The sequence below is a fragment of the Uliginosibacterium sediminicola genome (genome assembly GCF_039631295.1).
Lineage (GTDB): Bacteria > Pseudomonadota > Gammaproteobacteria > Burkholderiales > Rhodocyclaceae > Viridibacterium > Viridibacterium sediminicola.
In genome coordinates this window covers 505,501-522,716 of sequence record NZ_JBDIVE010000002.1, presented here as the reverse complement: position 1 = coordinate 522,716, position 17,216 = coordinate 505,501, and the positions used below count along the sequence as shown (strand labels likewise).

General features: G+C 62.0%; 18 protein-coding genes. 4 read left to right on the top strand and 14 right to left on the bottom strand.

The annotated features are described in order from the left end of the window. The first annotated feature begins 218 nt into the window (after positions 1 to 218). Positions 219 to 1,052, top strand: coding sequence for a hypothetical protein (locus ABDB84_RS06315; protein WP_345918849.1), 834 nt, complete (start codon positions 219 to 221; stop codon positions 1,050 to 1,052). Here ABDB84_RS06315 and ABDB84_RS06310 read toward each other — a convergent pair. From ABDB84_RS06310 to rpsU, 5 genes are all read right to left on the bottom strand, one after another. Next, the gene (locus ABDB84_RS06310) at positions 1,009 to 1,491 is read right to left on the bottom strand and encodes a DUF488 domain-containing protein (RefSeq protein ID WP_345918848.1); all 483 of its coding nucleotides are present in this window, start codon (positions 1,489 to 1,491) and stop codon (positions 1,009 to 1,011) included. The two genes, ABDB84_RS06315 and ABDB84_RS06310, sit on opposite strands and share 44 nt — an antisense overlap. A gap of 480 nt (positions 1,492 to 1,971) precedes the next feature. Then, a complete protein-coding gene (rpoD, locus tag ABDB84_RS06305) occupies positions 1,972 to 3,975 on the bottom strand; it encodes an RNA polymerase sigma factor RpoD (RefSeq protein WP_345918847.1) in 2,004 nt (667 codons plus the stop codon). Positions 3,976 to 4,083: 108 nt separating this feature from the next. Then, positions 4,084 to 5,838 carry a DNA primase gene (gene dnaG / locus ABDB84_RS06300; protein WP_345918846.1) on the bottom strand — a complete coding sequence of 585 codons (1,755 nt, stop codon included), beginning with the start codon at positions 5,836 to 5,838 and terminating at the stop codon, positions 4,084 to 4,086. An 18-nt stretch (positions 5,839 to 5,856) separates the two neighbouring features. Next, positions 5,857 to 6,303: a GatB/YqeY domain-containing protein gene (locus tag ABDB84_RS06295; protein WP_345918845.1), complete on the bottom strand. Its 447-nt coding sequence runs from the start codon at positions 6,301 to 6,303 to the stop codon at positions 5,857 to 5,859. Between the two features lie 195 nt (positions 6,304 to 6,498). Next, positions 6,499 to 6,711: a 30S ribosomal protein S21 gene (rpsU, locus tag ABDB84_RS06290; RefSeq protein ID WP_345918844.1), complete on the bottom strand. Its 213-nt coding sequence runs from the start codon at positions 6,709 to 6,711 to the stop codon at positions 6,499 to 6,501. 158 nt (positions 6,712 to 6,869) lie between these two features. On the opposite strand from rpsU, the gene tsaD reads away from it, so the two are divergent. Beyond that, positions 6,870 to 7,916 (top strand): tRNA (adenosine(37)-N6)-threonylcarbamoyltransferase complex transferase subunit TsaD, encoded by a 1,047-nt coding sequence (tsaD, locus tag ABDB84_RS06285; RefSeq protein ID WP_345918843.1) that lies wholly within the window; start codon positions 6,870 to 6,872, stop codon positions 7,914 to 7,916. Between the two features lies 1 nt (position 7,917). On the opposite strand, the gene plsY is transcribed toward tsaD, so the two are convergent. Beyond that, on the bottom strand, positions 7,918 to 8,532 hold the full coding sequence (gene plsY, locus ABDB84_RS06280; protein WP_345918842.1) for a glycerol-3-phosphate 1-O-acyltransferase PlsY: 615 nt from the start codon (positions 8,530 to 8,532) through the stop codon (positions 7,918 to 7,920). 32 nt (positions 8,533 to 8,564) lie between these two features. Between plsY and ABDB84_RS06275 the strand changes: the two genes are divergently transcribed. After that, the gene (locus tag ABDB84_RS06275) at positions 8,565 to 8,939 is read left to right on the top strand and encodes a dihydroneopterin aldolase (RefSeq protein WP_345918841.1); all 375 of its coding nucleotides are present in this window, start codon (positions 8,565 to 8,567) and stop codon (positions 8,937 to 8,939) included. Positions 8,940 to 9,353: 414 nt separating this feature from the next. On the opposite strand, the gene ABDB84_RS06270 is transcribed toward ABDB84_RS06275, so the two are convergent. The 6 genes from ABDB84_RS06270 to ABDB84_RS06245 form a co-directional block, all read right to left on the bottom strand. Next, positions 9,354 to 9,857 (bottom strand): H-NS histone family protein, encoded by a 504-nt coding sequence (locus ABDB84_RS06270; protein ID WP_345918840.1) that lies wholly within the window; start codon positions 9,855 to 9,857, stop codon positions 9,354 to 9,356. Positions 9,858 to 9,866: 9 nt separating this feature from the next. Beyond that, on the bottom strand, positions 9,867 to 10,775 hold the full coding sequence (gene xerD, locus ABDB84_RS06265) for a site-specific tyrosine recombinase XerD (protein ID WP_345918839.1): 909 nt from the start codon (positions 10,773 to 10,775) through the stop codon (positions 9,867 to 9,869). After that, positions 10,772 to 11,245 carry a methylated-DNA--[protein]-cysteine S-methyltransferase gene (locus ABDB84_RS06260; protein ID WP_345918838.1) on the bottom strand — a complete coding sequence of 158 codons (474 nt, stop codon included), beginning with the start codon at positions 11,243 to 11,245 and terminating at the stop codon, positions 10,772 to 10,774. Before ABDB84_RS06260 ends, xerD begins: the two co-directional genes overlap by 4 nt. A 37-nt stretch (positions 11,246 to 11,282) precedes the next feature. Further along, positions 11,283 to 11,486, bottom strand: a complete 204-nt coding sequence (locus ABDB84_RS06255) for a hypothetical protein (protein WP_345918837.1) — start codon at positions 11,484 to 11,486, stop codon at positions 11,283 to 11,285. Next, complete coding sequence (locus ABDB84_RS06250; protein WP_345918836.1) at positions 11,483 to 12,760, bottom strand: glutamate-5-semialdehyde dehydrogenase; 1,278 nt, start codon at positions 12,758 to 12,760, stop codon at positions 11,483 to 11,485. The genes ABDB84_RS06255 and ABDB84_RS06250 overlap by 4 nt, the downstream gene beginning before the upstream one ends. A 285-nt stretch (positions 12,761 to 13,045) precedes the next feature. Further along, complete coding sequence (locus ABDB84_RS06245; protein ID WP_345918835.1) at positions 13,046 to 13,732, bottom strand: DUF1345 domain-containing protein; 687 nt, start codon at positions 13,730 to 13,732, stop codon at positions 13,046 to 13,048. A 104-nt stretch (positions 13,733 to 13,836) separates the two neighbouring features. Here ABDB84_RS06245 and ABDB84_RS06240 point away from each other — a divergent pair, with 104 nt between their 5' ends. Further along, on the top strand, positions 13,837 to 15,078 hold the full coding sequence (locus ABDB84_RS06240; protein ID WP_345918834.1) for an MFS transporter: 1,242 nt from the start codon (positions 13,837 to 13,839) through the stop codon (positions 15,076 to 15,078). A gap of 9 nt (positions 15,079 to 15,087) precedes the next feature. Here the strand turns inward: ABDB84_RS06240 and ABDB84_RS06235 are convergent, their stop codons facing one another. Next, positions 15,088 to 16,119: an extracellular solute-binding protein gene (locus ABDB84_RS06235; protein ID WP_345918833.1), complete on the bottom strand. Its 1,032-nt coding sequence runs from the start codon at positions 16,117 to 16,119 to the stop codon at positions 15,088 to 15,090. Positions 16,120 to 16,184: 65 nt separating this feature from the next. Continuing rightward, a complete protein-coding gene (holA, locus tag ABDB84_RS06230; protein ID WP_345918832.1) occupies positions 16,185 to 17,207 on the bottom strand; it encodes a DNA polymerase III subunit delta in 1,023 nt (340 codons plus the stop codon). Positions 17,208 to 17,216: the final 9 nt, after the last annotated feature.

Here is a 17,216-nt window from a genome sequence, read left to right as displayed (position 1 = left end):
TAGAAATTGTAGCGAGCAATAACCGAAGTGCATTGCACCGAATGCTTGCGGAGCACAACCTTGCTTACAGCTTGGTACGCCAAAAATCGGTGCAATGCGCTGACGCTTATTGCATCCTACATGTTGTAGGATGACATTCGGTTGGGGGTTTGTGATGTTGGGGTGGGCCGCTTATATGCGGGGTATGGCTTACAACAGGATACTAAGGGAGGGAGAAAATGGCACTGGTACGACGCGAGCGTATTCTTATTCTTGCGAAGACTTACCCATCGCCGAGTGCAAAGCATGTAGAAACCTCTTGTGTTGCAGGTATCAATCAGGATGGGGCGATGCGTCGTTTGTATCCCGTTCCGTTTCGAATGATCGAACAGAGTCAGCAGTTCAAAAAATGGCAATGGATCGACGTTGGTGTTGAGAAAGCCCCCGCTGACCATCGACCAGAAAGCCACAAGATTGATATTGGCTCCTTGCGGGTCGAAGAGGAAATAGCTCCCAAGAAGGAGTGGGCTGAACGTCGGGGATGGATTGACAAGATCCCTTCATTCAACAGTTTCGATGAGCTCGGGAAGGCCAGCCTGAACGAGGGCGTGTCATTAGCATTGCTGCGGCCTAAAAAGGTTGTGCGTCTAGAGATTAAGGATGCGCGCAACAAAGACTGGACAGACGAGGAGAGGGAAAAGCTGATGCGTGCTCAGATGCAAGGCGATCTTTTCTCAGAAGCTCAGGCTAAGCAGCAGGTCAGGGATTTGCGCAAAGTACCGTTCGATTTTTACTACGCCTACTTGTATGACACGCCAGATGGAGAGATAGAGCACAGGCACAAGGTAGTCGACTGGGAAGTTGGCGCATTATTTTGGAAGACATATCAAGACCACGGTCCTCTAGGTTGGAAAGATAAGTTCCGCGCCAAGCTTGAGGGCGATCTGATCGGTAGGGATTTGATGTTCCTGATGGGAAATCAGCACCGTTTCCAGGACCAGTGGCTGATCATCAGTTTGTTCTATCCACCTAAGCTGCGGCCAATGGAAGTGACACAGGGTTCCTTGTTCTAAGGTCTGTGGCCTTGATGTGTTTTACATCCAGACCGCAGAAGTCGCGCACAGCATTGGCTACCATCGAGCGGTGGCAGAAATTGAAGTCCGCTTCATAACACAGCAGCACGCAGTTAGTTGCGCTCGCCAAATCGGACAGTTCGGTAACCGCAGTTCCTTGTGCTTTGAGGTGTTTCAGGAAACCGTCTGTGTAATGTTTCCAGTTGCCATCTACCCGGTAACGATCACGTACCGGCTTCGGGCAACCCAGTTCGACCATGTGGACGTATTCCAAGCCAGACAGATTAAGAGCATTTGCCAATGCCTTCTTTGAGAATCCGGGCTTTCGTGAGAGCGGAAGTTCTCGTATATCCACCACGGTTTCTACGCCGTGTTCTACTAGCAGAGACATGAATGTGTCAATGTCTAAACCTTCGTAGCCGATGGTGAGTATGGTCATTTTAGTGCTCCTTCTGTTACTCGGATGGTAGCGAAGGCTTGTGGTGTTTGCGACCGTTATGTGATGAGCTACGGTCGAATTTACTCTGCTTCTTCGATGCTATTTTCGAGCAAGAAAAGAGCCTGGCCGTTCGGCCAGGCTCTTTTGTTTGGTGGGCCCCCTGGGAGTCGAACCCAGCACCAACGGATTCCGGTTTGTGTGGCTTTCGCCACTCCCTGGACTATGCCTTCACCCTGGCTTTCGCTGTAGGTGGGCGCCGTCTAGTCTCTACACCTTCAACGGAGCTTTCGCACCGAAGCTTGGCTCGGCGTTGCCGTATGCCTTGCGGCACCTTAGGTTTCGCCGAATTTGACGCCATCCCGTACGCAGTTTCCAGACGTACGGCACAAATTTTATGAGTCCGCTGCTCTAACCAGGCATGAGCTAGAGGCCCGAAACTGTTGCGCCAACATGTTTATGGCATGTTGGCGCGGGTTTGGATCAGCCTTCGCCGTCGAGGAAGCTGCGCAGCTTCTCGGAGCGGCTGGGGTGACGCAGCTTGCGCAGCGCCTTGGCTTCGATCTGGCGGATGCGCTCGCGGGTGACATCGAACTGCTTGCCGACTTCTTCCAGCGTGTGGTCGGTATTCATTTCGATGCCGAAGCGCATGCGCAGAACCTTGGCTTCGCGCGGCGTGAGCGAGTCGAGGATTTCCTTCGTCGTGTCTTTCAGCGAGGAGTACAGCGCGGCGTCGCTGGGCGACAGCGTGGCGGTATCTTCGATGAAGTCACCCAGATGGGAGTCGTCGTCGTCACCGATCGGCGTTTCCATCGAGATCGGCTCTTTGCTGATCTTGAGGATCTTGCGGATCTTGTCTTCCGGCATTTCCATCTTGATCGCCAGGGTTGCGGGATCGGGTTCGGCACCGGTTTCCTGCAGGATCTGGCGCGAGATGCGGTTCATCTTGTTGATCGTTTCGATCATGTGCACCGGGATGCGGATGGTGCGCGCCTGGTCGGCAATCGAACGCGTAATCGCCTGACGGATCCACCACGTGGCGTAGGTGGAGAACTTGTAGCCGCGACGGTATTCGAACTTGTCGACCGCCTTCATCAGGCCGATATTGCCTTCCTGGATCAGGTCGAGGAACTGCAGGCCGCGGTTGGTGTACTTCTTGGCAATCGAGATCACCAGACGCAGGTTGGCCTCGGTCATCTCGCGCTTGGCGCGGCGCATCTTGGCTTCACCCGTGGACATCTGCTTGTTGATGTCCTTGAGGTCCTTGAGGCTGATCTGGATGCGCTCTTGCAAGTCGATGAGCTTTTGTTGCTCTTCGAGGATGTTCGGCTGCATGCGCATCAGCGTGACGCCGTAGCTGGCGCCCGAGGAGATTTCGTTCTTCAGCCAGTCCAGGTCGGTCTCATGGCCGGGGAAGGCCTTGATGAAGTGCGGACGCGGCATGCCCGAGCGATCCACGCACAGTTCGAGGATCTTGCGCTCGTGCTTGCGCACGTTCTCGACCATGTGGCGCACGGTGTCGCAGAGGTTTTCGGTGACGCGCGCGGTGAAGCGGATGTTCAGCAGCTCGGCGCAGATCTGCTCGTGCAGCTTCTGGTAGGTCTTGTCCTGCGGACCCTTCTTGGTCAGCGCCGGGATCATCTTGGCGTAGAGGGCCTTGATGGTCTCGAACTTTTCCAGGGCGTCGGCCTTGAGCTGCAGCAGCGAGGCCGAGACGGCGCCGGCGGCAGCGCCTTCTTCGTCTTCTTCCTCTTCTTCTTCAGCCAGTTCTTCGTCTTCGTCAGGAATCGCGGCAGCGGCGGCTTCTTCGTTCTCGACCGCATTGGGGTCGATCAGGCCGTCGATCAGCTCGTCGATGCGCAGCTCGTCCTTGGCGACGCGCTCGGCCATGGCGAGGATTTCGGCAATCGTCGTCGGGCAGGCGGAGATCGCCATCACCATGTGCTTCAAGCCATCTTCGATGCGCTTGGCGATTTCGATTTCGCCTTCGCGCGTCAGCAGCTCGACGGTGCCCATTTCGCGCATGTACATGCGCACCGGGTCGGTCGTGCGGCCGAATTCGGAGTCGACGGTCGACAGCGCCTGTTCAGCTTCTTCTTCGACCTCTTCGTCGACCACGGCGGTCGGCACGCTGTCGGAGAGCAGCAGGTCTTCGGCGGCGGGTGCCACGTCGAAGATCTTGATGCCCATGTCGTTGAAGGTCGAGATGATCGACTCGATCTGCTCGGCGTCCACCATCTCGTCGGGCAGGTGGTCATTGACCTCGGCATAGGTCAGGTAGCCGCGCTCCTTGCCCAGGGCAATCAGGGACTTGAGGCGCGTGCGGCGCACTTCGGCGTTTTCACCCGGGGCGACCAGCTCGGCAGGCAGGTTGCGCAGATCCTTCTTGTCTTTAGCCTTGGCCGACTTGGCCTTGGGAGCGTCTTTTGCCTTGGGTGCGGGAATGACTTGCTCGACTTCGGTGGCGGAGGGTTTTGCCTTGGCCATAAGTTCCTCTGGGCGGCATTTCTGTGATCGAGCCTCGGCAGTCATGCGGATTCCGGTCCGTGATTCAAGACCTTCGCATCTGCGGGCAGGGAAACAGATAAGTATATGTTAGACAGAGGGTTTCTGTCCAGTTTTGAGTTGCTGTTTCTGCTGTAAAAGGCTTGTGTAACGCTGTATTTCCTCGCTGCTCAGGGCGACATTGCTGGCGCGCTGGGTGATGGCTGCAATCTCGCGCTCGACGGCATTGCGCTGCAGGGTGCGCAGCGTGTCGGCCAGGAATTCGCCAGCTTCTTCGTCGCTGACCAGCTCTTCGTCCGAGGCGGTCAGCAGGTCGGCCAGCAGGTTGCGCAGACCGGCGTCGCTCTGGCTTTCGAACAGGGCGTTGAGCGATACGCCTTGGACCATGCGTTCGCAGATCAGTTGCAGGGCATCGCGCTCGCTTTCGTCTTCGAGCAGGCTGCCGGCCTGAGCGGGCACTTCGGCGCACAGGGCCGGGCGCGCGCAGAGCAGGCGCAGCAGCTGGCGCGCCGGCGTGATGACGCGCTGGCGTTCGAGACGGCGTGGCGTCGGGCGCGGCTTTTTGCCGGGCTCCAGACCCAGGGCACGCTCGACTTCGGCGGTGTCCATGCCGGCGTGTTCGGCCAGCAGGCGCAGGGTCTGGCTGCGCAGGATCGGCGCCGACATGCGCGGAATCCAGTCCTTGGCTTCGTGCACCAGGCGTGCGCGGCCTTCGGCGGTGTCCAGATTGAGCTCGCCACGCAGCTCGCGCAGCATGAAGTCGCTCAGTGGCATGGCGTTGTCCAGCGCGCGCTGGAAGGCGACCAGGCCTTGCTCGCGGATGTAGCTGTCCGGATCGTGTTCGGCGGGCAGGAACAGGAAGCGCACGGCGCGGTCGTCCGCCAGGTGTTCCAGGCTGTTCTCCAGCGCGCGCCGCGCAGCCTTGCGGCCGGCCTTGTCGCCGTCGAAGCAGAACACCACGCGCTCGGCCTGGCGAAACAGCTTCTGGATGTGGGTGGCGGTGGTGGCGGTGCCCAGCGTAGCGACTGCGGCGCCGAAGCCGAACTGGGCGAGGGCGACCACGTCCATGTAGCCCTCGGTCACCACGACCGTATTGCTCTCGCGGATGGCCTGGCGCGCCTGATGCAGGCCGTAGAGTTCGCGGCCTTTTTCGAACAGCGGCGTTTCCGGCGAGTTGAGGTATTTTGGTGTGTCCGGGCCAAGCACGCGGCCGCCAAAGCCGATGATATTGCCGCGTTGGTCGCAGATCGGGAACATCACGCGGTCGCGGAAGCGGTCGTAGCGGCGTCCGGTGTCGTTGGTGATGACCAAGCCGGCCTCGACCAGGGCGGCATTCTCGTACTGGCCGCCGAAAACCGCGCGCAGGCCTTGCCAGCCTTCCGGCGCATAGCCGATGCCGTAGCGGGCGGCGATCTCGCCGGTCAGCCCGCGTCCCTTGAGGTAGTTGATGGCCTTGTGGGACTTCTTCAGCTCATCGCGGTAGAACTTTGCCGCGCGCGCCATGATTTCTAGCAGGGACTGGCTCTGCGCCTGCTTTTGCGGATCGGGTCGGTCTTCTTCCGGCACCGTCAGGCCGACTTGCTGGGCCAGCTCCTTGATCGCGTCCGGAAAGGACAGACCGGCGTATTCCATGAGGAAGCCGATTGCCGTGCCGTGCGCGCCGCAGCCGAAGCAGTGATAGAACTGCTTGCTCGGGCTGACCGTGAAGCTCGGCGATTTTTCGTTGTGGAAAGGGCAGCAGGCGGCGTAGTTGGCGCCGCCTTTCTTGAGCGGCACGTGGCGCTCGATCAGGTCGACGATGTCGACCCGGGCCAGCACTTCCTGGACGAAGGACTCCGGAATCATGCCGCGCGCCCGTTGCGCTTAGCGGGCGAGTGCGGTCTTGATCTTGGCGGAGACCACCGACATGTCGGCGCGGCCGGCCAGGCGCGGCTTGAGCAGGGCCATCAGCTTGCCCATGTCGGCCGGGCCGCTGGCGCCGGTTTCGGCAATGGCGGCGCTGACCGCGGCGTCGATCTCGGCCTCGGAGAGGCCAGCCGGCATGTAGGCGCTGAGCACTTCGATTTCAAAACGCTCGGCGCTGGCCAGATCTTCGCGCTTGGCGGCTTCGTACTGATTGACCGAATCGCGGCGTTGTTTGAGCTGTTTTTCGATGATCGCGAGCAGGGCGTCGTCGTCCAGCACGATGCGCTCATCGACTTCCTTTTGCTTGATGGCAGCCAGCAGCAGACGAATCGCGGACAGGCGGGCCGTATCCTTGGCGCGCATGGCGGTCTTCATGTCTTCGGTGATGCGTTCTTTCAGCGACATGGGTGTTCTCCGGCAAATGGGCGGGTTCTGCGGGCGTGGCGCGCTAGTGAGGTCTGACTAGCAAACTATGCGGCACGCAGGCAGGCATCAAACAACAAAACCCGGCTACCCTGAGGGCGCCGGGTTTGTCCAGCAACGTAAGCTTGATGCGTGGCGGTGAGGGGCGAGAACCGGTCTGGCCCTGACCGCCGCCGATCAGAACAGCTTCGGCGGCAGGGTTTGGCTGCGCAGACGCTTATGCAGGCGCTTGACGGCTGCTGCTTTCTTGCGCTTGCGCTCGGAAGTCGGCTTTTCGTAGAACTCGCGAGCGCGCAGATCGGTCAGCACGCCAGCTTTTTCAATGGTGCGCTTGAAGCGGCGGATGGCAACTTCAAACGGCTCGTTTTCCTTGACACGTACACCAGGCATTCTTGGCTTCCTTGGCTTGCAATGTGCACTCGATTAAGGTGCGAAATTGCATTGTTTGTTCGGGAGGCTGCGTACTCGGCAGCGCAGACAGTCGGCGACTATACTACGGCGCCGCGCGTTTTCCAAGTCCACAGTGCGCAGTCGTGTAAACTGGCGGCATGAATACGCCTCAACTTGCGCCGCAACTTGTTCTCGGTGTCGAAACCTCGTGTGACGAGACCGGCATCGGCCTTTACGATCCGCGCCAGGGGCGCCTGCTGGCGCATCGCGTGTTTTCGCAGATCGACATGCACGCTGCCTACGGCGGCGTGGTGCCTGAGCTGGCTTCGCGCGATCACATCCGCCGCCTCGTTCCCCTGCTGCGCGAGACGCTGGCTGCGGCCGATGCCCGTTTGCAGGATGTCGCCGTGATCGGCTACACCACTGGCCCCGGGCTGGCGGGCGCCTTGCTGGTCGGCGCGAGTTTCGCCGAAGCGCTGGCGCTGTCCCTCGGCGTGCCGGCGATTCCGGTGCATCACCTGGAAGGGCACTTGCTCTCGCCGCTGCTGGCCAGCGATCCGCCCGAATTCCCCTTTGTCGCCTTGCTGGTCTCAGGCGGCCATACGCAGCTGATGCAGGTCACCGGGGTTGGCGAATACGCCTTGCTCGGCGAGAGCGTCGATGATGCAGCCGGCGAGGCTTTTGACAAGACCGCCAAGTTGCTCGGCCTGCCGTATCCCGGCGGGCCGGCGCTGGCGCGCCTGGCTGCGCAGGGGCAGGCGGGGCGCTTCAAGCTGCCGCGTCCGATGCTGCATTCGGGTGATCTGCAGTTCTCGTTCAGCGGTCTGAAAACAGCTGTGCTCACCGCCACCCAGCAAGAGGGCTATGGCGCCGAGCAGGCGGCGGATCTGGCGGCCGAGTTCCAGCAGGCGGTGGTCGATGTGCTGTGTGCCAAGGCGCTGGCCGCACTCAAGCAAAGCGGGCTGAAAAGCCTGGTCGTCGCCGGCGGCGTGGGTGCCAATCAATGCCTGCGCGCCCAGCTGGGCCAGGCGCTGGCGCGCCGTGGCGGCCGGGTGTATTTCCCGGAGCTGGAGTTCTGTTCGGACAATGGCGCCATGATCGCTCTGGCTACTGCCATGCGCTGGCAGCGCGGGCTGGCCAGTTCGACGCCGGGCGGTGCTTTCGCCATCCGCCCGCGCTGGCCGCTGGATCAGGCGGCCGGCTGAGTCAGGCTTTCTTGCCGATGCGGCTTTCCTGACCGGCCAGCAGCTTGCGGATATTGCCCGCGTGGCGCCAGATCAGGATCGCCGACATGATCGTGCAGGCACCCGCCCAGGTATTGCCGGCGCCCAGCGCGTAGGCGATGGCCGGTGCAGCGACGGCCGCGCAGATGGCAGCCAGCGAGGAATAGCGCGTGACAAAGGCGACCAGCAGCCACACCGCGAGGGTGGCCAGGCCGAGGCGGCCATCAATGCCGAGCAGCACGCCGGCAGCCGTGGCGACACCCTTGCCGCCCTTGAAGCGCAGAAACACCGAGAACACATGGCCGAGGAATACGCCCAGCGCGACCAGGGCCAGTGTGCTTGCGCTCAGGCCCAGTTGCGGCGCCAGCGCCTTGGCCAGCGCCACGGCAAACAGTCCTTTGACGGAATCACCCAGCAGGGTCAGCACGGCAGCGGTTTTGTTGCCCGAGCGCAGCACATTGGTGGCGCCGGGGTTGCCCGAGCCGTATTTGCGCGGATCTTCCAGGCGCATCAGGCGCGAGACGATGACGGCAAAGGGAATCGAACCGAGCAGGAAGGCAGCGATGAAGGCGAGGGCGGGGGCTAGAATGGCGGGCATCAGGTTTTGCTTACGATGTGGACGGGCGAGGGATGGATTTTATCTTTGTTGAGGGCTTGCAGCTGCAAGCCTGGGTGGGAATTTATCCGCGTGAGCAAGCCGCGCCGCAGTCGGTCGAGATCAATCTGACCTTCGGCGTGCCCGACGCCGCTGCTGAGCACGACGATATCGCCGACACCATCGATTACGACAAGGTGGTGTGCCGCATCCGCGAGCTGCTTGCCGAACAGCATTTCAATCTGCTTGAAACCCTGGGCGAATTCCTCATCGGCATCATGTTCGAGGAATTCGGTGCGCCCTGGGTGCGCCTGTCGATCGCCAAGCTTGGTGTGCTGCGTGGCGTGCACCGCGTGGGGGTTTATATCGAGCGTGGCCGTGATGGGGTGTCGGTGCCACCACGGGTATAAACGCGGGTGCCACGGGGTGTCCGCTGAATTGAGCGCCTTGATTGTTTTGGTAGCCAGAACGAATCTTCGTCTCAAGGTAACTCAGGCCTCGTTAGGCTTGCGGTATTTTTCCGGGCATTGCGCGGCGCCAGGAGGCTGAGGCCGTCTCTCCGCTTGCATGTCGGCATAAGCCGTTTGCGTGTTGTTTTATTACCCGCAAACGTATGCGCATTATTTGTTTGGGTTTTATTCTGAAGCCATACAAACTCGCGCCGAATTCGCTTTATTGCCTGCAAGCTTATCTGTTGCGCGTCGTCGCGCGTGAGGCTCGTTGTTCAATCTCGCGAATCATGGCGGCACAATGAAAAACCGCCGCTCCCCTGGCGGGTTGAGCGGCGGTCTATGCGGAGCCGGAAAAGCCGGCGCTGCGGGGTATTACAGGATCAGCAGGCTGTCGAGGGTATTGCCTGCGGCAACGTGGGCGGCCACCCAGGCCGGTTGGCGACCACGGCCGGTCCAGGTTTGGCTGGCATCGGCGGGATTGCTGTATTTCGGGGCAACCTTCTGACCCTTGCGAGCGCCCGGTTTCTTGGCTGCTTTGGGCGCAGCCTTGGCAGCCGTCTTGCCGGCGGCCTTGGCGGGAGCCTGGCCCAGCAGGTCGTCCAGCGACACGCCAGCATCGGCGGCGAGCTTTTGGACCTTTTTCAGCAGGTCACGTTTGGAGGTGTCGGCACGGCGTGCAATTTCTGCCTCAACGCGGGATTTAAGGCGGTTGAGCTCAGTGAGGGAAAGCTTGTTCAATTCCATGGTTTTATTCTCCGGGTGTTGTTGATTATCCAGTGAGGTTCTGCACACCGGGCTACAGGCGCAATTGTGTTCTAATAATACATAAAATGCAAAACCCACCCGATCAAATTCTGTTAATTTTCTTGTATACAACAAAATTAATCAGCCGCGCGGGTGGTGTTTGCTGTGCAATTGTTTGAGGCGCTCGCGTGCTACGTGGGTATAAATCTGTGTGGTGGATATATCGGCATGCCCGAGCAGCAGCTGCACCACGCGTAAGTCCGCGCCGTGATTGAGCAAATGCGTGGCAAAGGCGTGGCGCAAGGTGTGCGGTGATATTGCCGCCTGCGAAATGCCTGCACTCAGTGCGTGGCGTTTGACGATTTGCCAGAACATTTGCCGCGTCATGGCAGTGCCGAAGCGGCTTAAAAATACCGCGTCATCGGGTTTTTTCTGCAGCACGGGGCGGGCTTGTGCCATGTAGCGACGCAGCCATTCAATCGCCCATTCGCCGAGTGGCACCAGCCTTTCTTTGCTGCCCTTGCCGGTAATACGCATCAGGCCCGAGGAAAGATCAAGCTGCAGTATTTTGAGGCTGACCAGTTCCGAAACGCGTAGACCGCTGGCATACAGGGTTTCGAGCATGGCGCGATCGCGCAAGCCTTGCGGGTTTTCAATATCCGGTGCGGCGAGCAGGCTTTCGACCTGCTGTTCGCTGAGGGTTTTCGGGAAGCGTTGCGGCGTGATGGGCGCGTCGCTTTGCAGCGTGGGATCACTGCTGATGCGGTTTTCCGCAAGCAGCCAGCGATAAAACCGGCGCAGCGCGGCGAGCATGCGGCGTTGCGTGGTGGCGCGGCGCGACTGGCTGAGGCTGGCGAGATATTGCCCAAAATCAGCGCTCGATACATTCAATAATGTCCGCTGTGAAGACTGCAGCCATTGGGCGAACAGCAGTAAATCCGAGCGATAGGCGTCCAGCGTGTTTTTGGCCAGACCGTCTTGTAGCCATAACTGATCGATGAATTCAGCGATCAGGATGTTTTCTTCCAGCGCCAGACCAGGTGTGCTCATGCCTTTATTTCGTGTTGCAGCAGCCAGCGCTTGGTTTCAAGCAACCAGCCGTCGCGGGCATGGGCGAAGCCGCCGAGGCCGGATTTGGCCAGCACGCGGTGGCAGGGCACGATGATCGGAAAAGGATTGGCGCCGCAGGCCTGGCCGACGGCGCGCGCGGTGCCGCCATGCAGGGCGCTCAGTTCGCCGTAGTGGCGAGTCTCACCCAGCGGGATGGCGCTGATCGCTTGCCAGATGCGGCGCTGGAAAGGCGTGCCGCGTGTCTGCAGGGGCAGATCGAAGCGCTGCTGCGGGTTATTCAGCCAGCGCGCGATCAATTCAGCGAGTGCTTGCGCCAAGGGCTGCTGCCCGGCGTAGAGCGGGGTGTCGGGCGGCAGAAATACCAGCTCGCTCAGCGCCTGATGCGTGCTGCGCACGCCCAGGCGGCAGCTGGGCAGGGCGAGGACGGCATCGAAGGGCGGGCTGCTCATGCGCGGGTACGGTGGTCGGCAGCGCGACAAGTCCGGTTCAGCGTGCCGCCCAAGTCTCGAAAATGCCCAGCAGCAGCACGGCAATGCCGATCCACCAGATCAGGCCACCAGGCTGGCGCATGTAGCGATGGGCTTCGTTGAAGGGCACCATGGTGAAGAACTTGTGCTCTTCGCGTCGGAACACTGCCCAGGCACCCACGCAGGCGATGACGCCGATCAGCACCAGCAGCAGGCCGTTCACGCGCGGACCTCGCCATTGCCGAAGACCACCCATTTCTGCGAAGTGAGGCCTTCCAGGCCGACCGGGCCACGGGCGTGGATCTTGTCGGTGGAGATGCCGATTTCAGCGCCCAGGCCGTATTCAAAGCCGTCGGCAAAGCGCGTCGAGGCATTGATCATCACCGAGGCCGAATCAACCTCGCGCAGGAAGCGCATGGCCTTGCTGTAGTTCTCGCTGATGATTGCATCGGTGTGCTGCGAGCTGTAGGTGTTGATGTGGGCGATGGCTTCATCGACATCGGCCACCACCTTGATGGCGATGATCGGTGCGAGGTATTCCTCGAACCAGTCTTGCTCGGTGGCTTCGACAAATTTGGCGTTGGGGATGTCCGCTTCGCGCAAGATCGCTAGCGACTCGGCGCAGCCGCGCATCTCGTTGTTCTTGCTGGCCAGCATGCGGCCGATGTCCGGCAGGAAGCGCTTGGCCACGCTGCGCGCGATGAGCAGGGATTCGGCCGTGTTGCAGGTGCCGTAGCGCTGCGTCTTGCTGTTCTCGACGATGGGCAGCACCTTGGCTGCGTCGGCTTCGTCGTCGATGTAGACATGGCAATTGCCGTCCAGATGCTTGATCACCGGCACCCGTGCGTCGCGGCTGATGCGCTCGATCAGGCCCTTGCCGCCACGCGGCACGATCACATCGACAAACTGCGGCATGGTGATCAGCTCACCCACCGCGGCGCGGTCCGTGGTCTCGATGACTTGCACGCCGTTTTCCGGCAAGCCTGCCGCCAGCAGGCCTTCGCGCACGCAGGCAGCAATTGCCTGATTGCAGTGCAGGGCTTCCTTGCCGCCGCGCAGGATGCTGGCATTGCCGCTCTTGATGCACAGACCGGCGGCATCCGCAGTGACGTTCGGGCGGGCTTCGTAGATGATGCCGATGACGCCCAGCGGCACACGCATATGACCAACCTGGATGCCCGAGGGGCGACGCTTGACGTTGCTGATCTCGCCAATCGGATCGGGGAGGGATGCGACCTGCTCCAGGCCCGCCGCCATCTGCTCGATGCCCTTGGTGCTGAGCGTGAGGCGGTCGATCATCGCCGCTTCGAGGCCATCGGCGCGCGCCTGCTCCAGATCGCGCGCATTGGCAGCAAGCAGCTGCGGCGCACGCGCACGGATCAGGCGGGCGATTTCGTTCAGGGCCAGATTCTTGGCTGCCGTCGAGGCCGCTGCCATTGCGCGCGAGGCGCTACGCGCCTCCTGGCCGACGCGCTGCATGTATTGCTGGATATCCATCTTGTCTCTGATGCACGCTGTGCAGAATTGGTTCCTGCATTGTAACAAGGCACCAGGGCCTGCTTACACTCATCCGGCGGATTGCGTTGAAGTGCTGGGCTTGCCAGACAAGGCGCACGACGCGGTGCGGGGTGGGTCCCCGCACAAGGAGCGCAACGCAGTATGGCAAGCCCAGCACTTCAACCGTGCAGGCGCTCACTCAATTGAGCGCAGTACGGCCTTGCCGCGCCTTGTTCTGCACTCCATTGTGTGGCCGCGCAACCGTCGGATGAGTGTAAGCAGGCCCTAGATCAGGCCTGACGCGATATTGATCGCCAGCGCCAGCACGGTGGTATTGAAAACATAGGCCAGCACGCAATGCAAAAGACCCCAGCGGCGCATGGCTGAGGAGCTGAAGGCGACATCGGCGGTCTGGCCGGAGGTGCCGATGACGGCGGCGAAATAGAGGAAGTCGATGTAATCGGGCTGCGGCGTGTTCGGGAAAATCAGTCCACCATCACCGCCACGCCCTTGGGCGAGATAGAAGTCGTGCGCGTAGTGGAGGGCAAACATCAGATGGATGAAGCACCAGGATGAGAGCACGGTGGCCAGGGTCAGCGCGATGTGCTCGGCCTTGAGCAGCCCGTGCAGTTCGCGCACGCTGGCCAGTTCGACGAAGATCGCCGCCAGACATGCAAAGCTGGCGAGGATCACCGCACTCAACACGGCCAGGCGCCCCTCGTCCTGCAAGCGGGCGCGCCAGCACAGGCGTTCGTGGGTGCTGCGCAGGATCATTACCGCCGCCATCAGCAGATAGGCCCAGACGCCCGCGTTCCAGCTCAGCAGCAGGCGCGTGACCGGATGTACGCCAAGCAGTGCGGGACTGAGCGCGAACACGATCAGGGCGAGCAGGCTGGCGGCGAACAGGCGCGGGCGGATGCGGATCTGCCGCAGCAACAGGTTGCGGTGCAGGCGTGGGGCGGGAATGTTCATGGGGGCACGTCGGGCATCGTCGAAGCTTTGCATTATGGGCGCATGCTTGACCGCGTCGTGCATGCGGGCGAGACTCGCGGCCTCTTTGTGTAGGCCCGCTTGCCTTGAATCATCCCCTTCCCGCGTCCGCCACGGCTGTTCCCGGCTCTTTGTGGCGTGATCGCAACTTCCTGCTGCTGTTCGCCGCCAATACCCTGTCGGTGCTGGGCTCGGCCGTCACCCAGATGGCTTTGCCGCTCACCGCAGTCCAGCTCCTGCGCGCCAGCGCGACCGAAATGGGCGTGCTGATCGCCTGCCAGCTGCTGCCCTTTGTGATTCTCGGTCTGCCGGCCGGGGTGTGGATCGACCGTTCGCGCAAGCGGCATCTCGCCGTGGCCTTTGATCTCTGCGCGGCGCTGGGCCTGCTGCTGGTGCCGCTGGCCTGGTTCGGCGGCTTTCTGAGCATGCCCTTGCTGTGCGGCGTCGGCTTCCTGGTCAAGACGCAGGAGGCGATTGGCGGTTCGGCCATGCAGGCGTTCATCACGCAGCTGGTCGGCCGCGAGCGTCTGGTGCTGGCCAATAGCAAGCTCTCCGGCGCTGCCTCGGTGGCCCAGGTGGTGGGGCCGGCGCTGGCGGCGCTGCTGGTCGCCCTGCTCGGCGCGCCGCTGGCGATCATCGCGGATGCGGCGAGTTTCCTGCTCTCGGCGCTGCTGGTGGCACGCATCCGCTTCCAGGAAGTCCGGGGCGTGGCGAGCCCGCTGCGCCTGTGGCCGCAGATTCGCGAAGGTCTGCAACTGGTCTGGCAGACACCGATGCTGCGCCACCTGGTCTGGGTGGTTTGTCTGTGGATCGGCCTCAATGACGGTTTTGCCGCGCTGTACGTGCTGTTCGCCGCACGCGAGCTGGGTCTGGACGCCAGCGGCATCGCCCTGATCAATACCTTGGGCGCCCTCGGCGGGCTGGGCGGCGCGCTCGTCGCCCACTGGCTGGAGCGGCGCATCGGCATCCGCAATACCCTGGTGGCGGGCGTGTTGATCGCGGCTTTCGGCTATCTGGCCTATGCCTTGCCGACGCGGCAGATGGCGCATGTCGCCTGGCTGGCCGGCGCAGCGCTGTGCCTGTTGAATGTCGGCGGCACCATCTATGTCGTCAATTACCTGAGCCTGCGCCAGGCCGTTTCGCCCGATGCCTTGCTGGGCCGCGTGGTGACCAGCATGCGCTTCCTGAGCATTCTGCCGACGCCTTTGATGACGGTGCTGATCGGTCGCGCGGGCGACGGTTTCGGCCTGGTGCCGGTGTTCATCGGTCTCGGTCTGGCCTGTTTGCTGATGGGGCTGGCGGCCGCGCGTTACCTGCCGCGGGATTGAGCGCTGCGCTCAGCGCCCCGGCGGTGGCCGGGTGCCGGCGCGCAGGCGTTCCCAGTAATAGGCGCGCTGCGTGGCATCCTCGACTGGTTCGAGCCAGATGATTTTGTCCTTGTCGCGCAAGGCCGTGTTCTGCGTCTCGCGCAAGGTATTGGAGAGACCTTGCTGGCTGCTCAGCTGCTGGGCGACGGCCGGGGTCAGCATGTGATTGATCCAGGCCTCGGCCAGACGCGGATTACTGGCCCCCTGCAACATCGCCCAGCAGTCGAGCCAGGCCAGCGCGCCCTCACGCGGCATGATCTGCGCGACATCGAGCCCGGCCTGACGCAACAGGCGCACCTGCTGGTCGCCGTAGTTGCCGAAGAGCAGGGCAATGTCTTGCGCGCGCATGATTTCGACTGCTTCTTCCGGTGTGCTGTAGAACAGCGGCAGATTGTCGCGCAGGGCGAGCAGGCGCTTGAGGCTGCTGTTGAACTGCGTCTGATCAAGCTGGAAGGGCGTGCGGATGCCGAGGCTCAGCGCGGTCAGGCTGAAGTTGTGTGAAGCGCTGTCGTGCAGCAGGATGCGACCGCGGAAGGCCGGATCCCACAGCGCGCTCATCGAGTCTGGCGCCTTGGCGAGTAGTTTGCGGTTGTAGATCAGGCCCATCGCAGAATAGGTGAAGGGCACCGCCCATTGCTTGCCGCCGCTGACCAAGCCGGGAATGCGTGCCGCATGCCGGAAGCGTGCGATCTGATTGCGTGCGTTGGGAATGCGCGCCATGTTGAGCGGCTGGACCAGATTCGCCTCGATGTAGCGCTTGAGTTCGGCGGTATTGAGCGCGATAAGGTCGAAATTGCGTCCTTCGTTGAGACTGGCGCGTTTCCATAGTTCCTCGTCCGAGCTGATGATCACCAGTTCGACATTGACGCCGTATTGTTGTTCGAAGGCGTGCGTCGCTTCGTTGGTGACATAGCCGGGCCAGCTCAGCACGCGCAGGACTTCAGCCTGTGTCAGGGTGGGCAGCAGCAGGGCCAGGAGCAAACAGAGACGGAATATCGGCATGGGACGCGGCAAATGTGGTCAGCCTCAGGTGCTGCGCCACCCTGCCAGGAGGTCCGGCGTTCGGGCTAGGCGCGCAAGCGCAGGCTCAGTTGCAGGAATTCGTCCCACACATCGCCTTGACTGAGGCCCTTGATCATACGGTCAATGCGTGCCGCATGCATCAGTGATGCCCGCAAGAGCGGGGCGCGCAGGCGTTGCACGGCGCGCTTCATGGCCTGCTGGCGCGGGCCGAAAATGCGTTCATTGCGCATCGCGGTATCCAGCGGCTGGCCGCTGTCGAGGGCGCTGCGCAGATTGGCCAGGGCGCGGATCTCGTTGGCCAGGGTCCACAGCAGCAACGGCGGTGCGGCGCCTTCGCCCTGCAGGCCTTCGAGCAGGCGCGCGCAGCGTGCGGCATCGCCGTCGAGAAAGGCGGCGCGCAGCTTTTCGGTGTCATAGCGGGCGACATGCAGCACGGCGTCTTCAACCTGGGCCAGGCTCAATTCACCGGGTCCATGCAAGAGGCTCAGTTTCTGGATTTCCTGGTGCGCCGCGAGCAGATTGCCTTCGACGTGTTCGGCGATGAATTGCAGCGCCTCACGCGATGCACTTTGTTGCTGGCGTGACAGGCGGGCGGCGATCCATTGCGGCAGGGCGGCCATCTCCGGCGCATTGCATTCGAGCGTGACGGCGACCTCGCTGAGGGCGACGAACCAGCTGGTCTTGCGCGCAGCCCAATCCATCAGCGGCAGGGTGATCAGGGTGACGACACCGCCTTGCAGGCCGGCGCGCGGATCGATGCCCTCGGCAAAGCGCTTGAGCGCCTCGCCGCCTTCGCGGCCGGGTTTGCCGCTGGGAATGCGCAGATCGACCAGCTTGAGGTCGCCGAACAGCGACATATTGCCGCCGGCCAGATCGAACTGGTTCCATTTGAAATGCTGGGTGACGACCAGTACCTCGCGCTCGCTGACGCCCTGAGCACGCGCGGCGGCACGGATGGCGTCGCCCGCTTCGATGCTCAGCAGCGGCTCGTCGCCGTGGATCAGGTAGAGCGGCGAGAGCCCGGCTTGCAGATGCGCGGCAAGTTGCTCGGGGCGCAGATTAGGCATGCGTGCGCG

Coding starts and splice junctions, on each gene's coding strand:
- ABDB84_RS06315 (WP_345918849.1), top strand. CDS start 219: ATGGCACTGGTACGACGCGAGCGTATTCTTATTCTTGCGAAGACTTAC.
- ABDB84_RS06310 (WP_345918848.1), bottom strand. CDS start 1,491: ATGACCATACTCACCATCGGCTACGAAGGTTTAGACATTGACACATTC.
- rpoD (WP_345918847.1), bottom strand. CDS start 3,975: ATGGCCAAGGCAAAACCCTCCGCCACCGAAGTCGAGCAAGTCATTCCC.
- dnaG (WP_345918846.1), bottom strand. CDS start 5,838: ATGATTCCGGAGTCCTTCGTCCAGGAAGTGCTGGCCCGGGTCGACATC.
- ABDB84_RS06295 (WP_345918845.1), bottom strand. CDS start 6,303: ATGTCGCTGAAAGAACGCATCACCGAAGACATGAAGACCGCCATGCGC.
- rpsU (WP_345918844.1), bottom strand. CDS start 6,711: ATGCCTGGTGTACGTGTCAAGGAAAACGAGCCGTTTGAAGTTGCCATC.
- tsaD (WP_345918843.1), top strand. CDS start 6,870: ATGAATACGCCTCAACTTGCGCCGCAACTTGTTCTCGGTGTCGAAACC.
- plsY (WP_345918842.1), bottom strand. CDS start 8,532: ATGCCCGCCATTCTAGCCCCCGCCCTCGCCTTCATCGCTGCCTTCCTG.
- ABDB84_RS06275 (WP_345918841.1), top strand. CDS start 8,565: ATGGATTTTATCTTTGTTGAGGGCTTGCAGCTGCAAGCCTGGGTGGGA.
- xerD (WP_345918839.1), bottom strand. CDS start 10,775: ATGAGCACACCTGGTCTGGCGCTGGAAGAAAACATCCTGATCGCTGAA.
- ABDB84_RS06260 (WP_345918838.1), bottom strand. CDS start 11,245: ATGAGCAGCCCGCCCTTCGATGCCGTCCTCGCCCTGCCCAGCTGCCGC.
- ABDB84_RS06250 (WP_345918836.1), bottom strand. CDS start 12,760: ATGGATATCCAGCAATACATGCAGCGCGTCGGCCAGGAGGCGCGTAGC.
- ABDB84_RS06245 (WP_345918835.1), bottom strand. CDS start 13,732: ATGAACATTCCCGCCCCACGCCTGCACCGCAACCTGTTGCTGCGGCAG.
- ABDB84_RS06235 (WP_345918833.1), bottom strand. CDS start 16,119: ATGCCGATATTCCGTCTCTGTTTGCTCCTGGCCCTGCTGCTGCCCACC.
- holA (WP_345918832.1), bottom strand. CDS start 17,207: ATGCCTAATCTGCGCCCCGAGCAACTTGCCGCGCATCTGCAAGCCGGG.